The organism is Mycoplasmopsis primatum ATCC 25948 (assembly GCF_000702785.1).
GTDB classification, from domain to species: domain Bacteria; phylum Bacillota_I; class Bacilli_A; order Mycoplasmatales; family Metamycoplasmataceae; genus Mycoplasmopsis; species Mycoplasmopsis primatum.
Map to the genome: position 1 here is coordinate 1 of NZ_JNJV01000042.1, position 5,165 is coordinate 5,165.

Sequence of the window (5,165 nt, forward strand, 5' to 3'; positions counted from 1 at the left end):
CGACTTGGTTATAGATATGAAGGGCAAGTTTATAGAATTGTCTTTGGTTGGAAGGTTCGCCTTCTGGGGACAAACTTTTTGAGCCTTTCATAAGGGCAATTTCATCTGAAAAGAATTTGTATGGCTTGCCTGCGCCTTCTTCTACTCAGTTAGCATAGTTGGTGGGTTTAAGTAATTCAAGGGCACTGATTTTAAGGTTATTGAGAGTATTTTTGAAGGTTGGGTTATTAATGAGCTCATAGAAAGTTTTTTTATCGTCGTTGAGCATATTCATGAAGTTAAGGTTGAAATCAACTCAGTTGGCGAGTAGTTTGAGTGATAGTGAGCTGATGTTTGAGTTCATAATGGCTCTAAAAGGATATAAACCACTGTAATAGCTAGCGGGGTTTCATCCTTTGCCTTGCAAACTTTGGCCCTTAGCCGTAACAAAAACACCTATTGGATCTGATTCATCAGATACTCCGTTAGTATGATAATTATCATTGTAATATAAGTCAAAACCTTGAGCACCACAAGCATAGTCATACTGATGGCCTTTGATGCTTTTAACATAAAGAGGATGATCATTATCACTATATGATTCTTTTATTCTTCTTTGAAGAAAATGACGGTCAGTTCTTTCATAAAATTTTTCGGAATATTTATGCATTCTTTCATGCGAATATTCACCAAGTCCTTCGCCTAAACATTTATCAAAAGCGAGTCAATTGAATTTAGTTCAATCTTCATAATATGGTTGATTTATATTACATACATTAAAACCATATAATGATTTGGCATAACTATCACCTTTATACATTTGACCATAAATTTCAGCTAATTTATTTAAATTATAAGTAGAAGCTTCTGTAAAAATACTACCAAATCTTTTTTGTTGTTTTGTGTCTAATACATTTTCATTAGACTTTAATCTTTCATATCTTTTTTTAATTTGGGAAGTGTTTCCATGTTTATTCATCTGTAATACATAGTCATAATAAGACTTAACGCCACCAATATAAAGAGCTTTATATGGATTATTAAACATCCAATCATCGTGATAACCGCCAATTATAACCAAAAATTTATCTGTATCATTAAAAACAGAAGGTTTTTCATCTAATGATTCAATCGTTTTATAAAAGGTTTTAAATTCACCCTTTCATTAAATAAAATATTACTGTTAGATTCTTCACTTGTTCACTGATTATTTTGCTGTGTTTTATTGTTAGGATTCGTTTCATTTGCATTAGAGTCAGAATGATAACAAGAGGCTAAGAAACTGGAGCTACAAATAGTTAAACTACTTATTAATGGCAAAATGAATTTTACACTCGTATTTATTTTTCTCATAATATGTCTCCGAAAAATTAGTTTTAAATATTAATTTAATTATATTAAAAACCAATTAACTTTATGAATGAAGGGGTTTCATTTGTAATTTTTTATTAAATTCTTTTTTGTTATAAATACATATGTTTTCATAAAATATTAATTACATATTTTACTGAGCTAAGCAAAATCCAAATTTTTATTTTTTTGTTGTTTTATAGTCATAAAAGTAAAATTTTAAAAGCAAAAATGGTGTAGTTTTGGCTTCAATTTTAAGCCCTAAAATATCTAAATATGATATAATACTAAATAATAATATTTATATAAATATTCTTAATTATTTCATACCAATAATGTAAAGGAGTAAGATGAAAGAGATTAGTAAAAATTATGAGCCTATTAAATTTGAACAAGATATTTCTCAAAAATGAATTGATAAAAAATTTTTTAGTAAGCACGACTTATCTAAAAAACCTTTTTCTATTCTCTTACCTCCTCCCAATGTAACTGGAATGTTACATATTGGTCATGCTCTTGATGAATATATTCAAGACTCCATTATTCGATTTAAGAAATTAGAGGGTTATGATACATTTTATATTGCTGGTATGGATCATGCTGGAATCGCAACTCAAAGTAAAGTTGAAAAGGTATTAAAGGAAACTGAAAATATTTCAAAATATGATCTCGGACGCGAAAAGTTTGTTGAAAAAATATGAGAATGGAAAGATGAATATGCTAATAAATTTAGATCTCAATGAAAAACATTAGGCATCGGCTTAGATTATGAAAGAGAGAGATTTACTCTTGATAAAGATTCAAACGACGCAGTTAATAAAGCCTTTATTGATTTATATAATAAAGGGCTTATTTACCGCGGAACACGTGCGATTAATTGAGATCCAGTTTTAAAAACCGCTTTATCAAATATTGAAGTTATAAATGAACCAACAGAACAAGTAATGTACTACATCAAATATTATCTTGAAAATAGCAACGATTATTTAACAATTGCTACTGTTAGACTTGAAACTTTATTAAGTGATGTAGCTGTTGTGTTTAATCCACGTGACAGTAGATATAAACATTATGAAAATAAATTTGTTATTCATCCTTTAACTAAAAAAACTATTCCAGTTATAAAAGATGAATATGTTGATCAAACTTTTGCTTCTGGCTTAATGAAACTTTCAGCACATGCGGAAGTAGATATTGACATCATTAAAAAACATAATCTTGAAGTTATTGAAACTATTAACCAAGACGGGATTATTGAATGCAAAGGTAGTCAATTTCATGGTCTAAATAGAGAAAAAGCAAGAGATGAAATTGCTAAATATTTAAATGAAAACAATTTGATAGTAAAAAGCGAAAAAACTGTTTCTAATGTTGGTTATTCAGAAAGAACAAAAGTGCCAGTTGAAATACTTGTTATGCCTCAATGATTCGTGAAAATGGATGAACTAGTTCAAAATGTTCTTGAGGATTTAAAGACTAAAAATAGTGTTAAGTTCTTACCCAATAGATTTGAAGGTGTGTTAAAAACCTGATTGAATAATATTCATGATTGAACTATTAGTCGTCAATTATGATGGGGTCATAGAATTCCAGCATGATATAAAGATAACGAAATAAAAGTCCAAGTTGAATCTCCTGGTAATGATTGAGTGCAAGATACTGATGTGCTTGATACTTGATTTAGTAGCGGACTAGCCCCATTTTCATTTTTAGGTTGACCTAATAACGATACACTTGTAAAAAGATATTATCCAACAAGTTTATTAGTTACCGCTTATGATATTATCTTTTTCTGGGTCGCTCGTATGTATTTTTTCGGTTTAGAATTTCAAGGACAAAAACCATTTGAAAAAGTTTTAATCCACGGTCTTGTACGTGATGAGCAAAATAGAAAAATGTCTAAGTCACTAAATAATGGAATTGATCCAAGTAAAGTCATTGCTCAATATGGTTCAGATGCTTTAAGATTCTTTTTAGTAACTAATTCATCTCCAGGTTTAGATACGAGATTTTCAACAGAAAAAGTTAAGTCAGCATGAGCATTATGCAATAAATTATGAAATATAGCTCGCTATATTTATATGCTCGATGATGATAATTCTGTAAAAGCTTCACCTGCTGATGTTTGAATTAGCAATAAATTAAAAGTTTTGCAATCAAAAATTAATAAAGCAATGTATAAATATGAATTTACCATCGTGGGAACTGAGTTGTCAAGTTTCATATATAACGATTTTTCATCGTGATATATTGAATTATTAAAGTTGTATCCAAATAAACAGCAGGCATTAAAAAATCTCAAAACACTTTTATTAATAGCTCATCCATTTTTGCCTTTTATTACAGATTATTTATTCGAATTGATTTTCAATCAAGAGTTGCTTGATAATGAGGCTCCTGTTTTGAGATTAAGTGCTTCAAAAACCGTAAAAAATATTAATAGCATTATTGATATAGTTAAAACAATTAGAGTGCATCGTGAGAACAATGAAATTAGTAAAAAACAAAAAGTTTTTTATTGTACTGATACACAGCTTTCACCGTTTATTACAATGGCTGTAAATAAGATGGCTAATGCTGAAATTCATCAAAATACAGACACTCTTTATACTAATGGAGAAATTAAAATTTGAATTGAGGAAGATCAAATTCAAAAAGACAAAAAAGCCAATTTTATAGCCGATAAAATCGAAAAAATCAAATTTGAGATTCAAAGAGCAGAATCAATGTTAAGCAATAAGAATTTCATTCAAAAAGCTCCAAAAGATAAAATTGATTTAGAAAAACAAAAATTAGAAAATTACAAAAAACAATTAGAAGAATATAGCAAGGAGGTTTAAAATGCTTATATTAAATGGAAAAAAAATAGCAGATGAAAGAACTGCTGAACTTATCAAAGAGTTTGATGAGATTACTAAATTAATAGGCAGAAAACCTATTTTGTCTATTATTCAAGTTGGTGATGAACCAGCTTCAACTATGTATATTAAAAATAAAATTAAAAAAGCTGAAGAATTAGGTGTTGAAGTTGTTTTTCATAAATATGAAAGTACCATTAGTCAAAATTCATTGCTTAAAAAATTAGACGACATCAATGAAAAAGCTGATGGGATTGTAGTTCAACTTCCATTGCCCGAACACATTTCATATAAAGTTATTATGAATGGTATCAGGCTTGAAAAAGATATTGATGGTTTATGTGAAAAAAGTACATTTAATTTTTACAATGACAAATATGATTTATTAAGCTTTACTCCCGCTACTGCTGCTGCTATTACTGATATTATAAATTACTATAAATTAGACTTAAAAGACAAAAAAGTTGCCGTTGTTGGCAGAAGTTATTTAGTAGGAAAACCAACAGCATTCTTGATCAAAAAATATGGCGCCACAGTTGCTACATATAATAAAAACACAGGTATTAAAGGGATTGAATCTGCCGATTTAGTTGTGCTTTCAGCTGGACAACCAGGTCTTGCCAAACAAGAAAATTTCAAAGAAGGTGCTATTCTAATTGACGCTGGTTTTACTATGATTGAAAAAGACGGCAAAAAGATCTTTGTTGGCGATGCCGATCTTGAAGGAGATTATTCTAAATTATCAGCATATACACCAATTCCTGGCGGCGTTGGACCTTTAACGGTTGTTTGATTGTTTAAAAATCTTGCCAAAGCCATTAAATACGAATTTCAAATTTAAAATTCTCATTTATTGAGAATTTTTTATTTAGTATTTACGTATGAAAATAATTAAGGTTCATAATTTAGATATTTGATATTAATATTATTTTTAATATAATAACAAATGTTATTTTTTAATCAAATGGAGGTTAAAAT

3 protein-coding genes are annotated in these 5,165 nt (G+C 28.9%); 2 read left to right on the top strand and 1 reads right to left on the bottom strand.

Annotated elements, in window-relative coordinates; translation table 4 throughout:
- Window positions 1–1,027, bottom strand: a 1,027-nt coding sequence (locus T386_RS04385; RefSeq protein ID WP_036460112.1) for a hypothetical protein, incomplete at its 3' end; no start/stop codon positions are given.
- 652 nt (window positions 1,028–1,679) lie between these two features.
- Here T386_RS04385 and T386_RS0103930 point away from each other — a divergent pair.
- Together T386_RS0103930 and T386_RS0103935 are read left to right on the top strand one after the other, a co-directional pair.
- Entirely contained in the window at window positions 1,680–4,169 is a 2,490-nt protein-coding gene (locus T386_RS0103930; RefSeq protein WP_029513827.1) for a valine--tRNA ligase, read from the top strand.
- 1 nt (window position 4,170) lies between these two features.
- Entirely contained in the window at window positions 4,171–5,028 is an 858-nt protein-coding gene (locus T386_RS0103935; RefSeq protein WP_029513828.1) for a bifunctional 5,10-methylenetetrahydrofolate dehydrogenase/5,10-methenyltetrahydrofolate cyclohydrolase, read from the top strand.
- The last annotated feature ends 137 nt before the right edge of the window (window positions 5,029–5,165 follow it).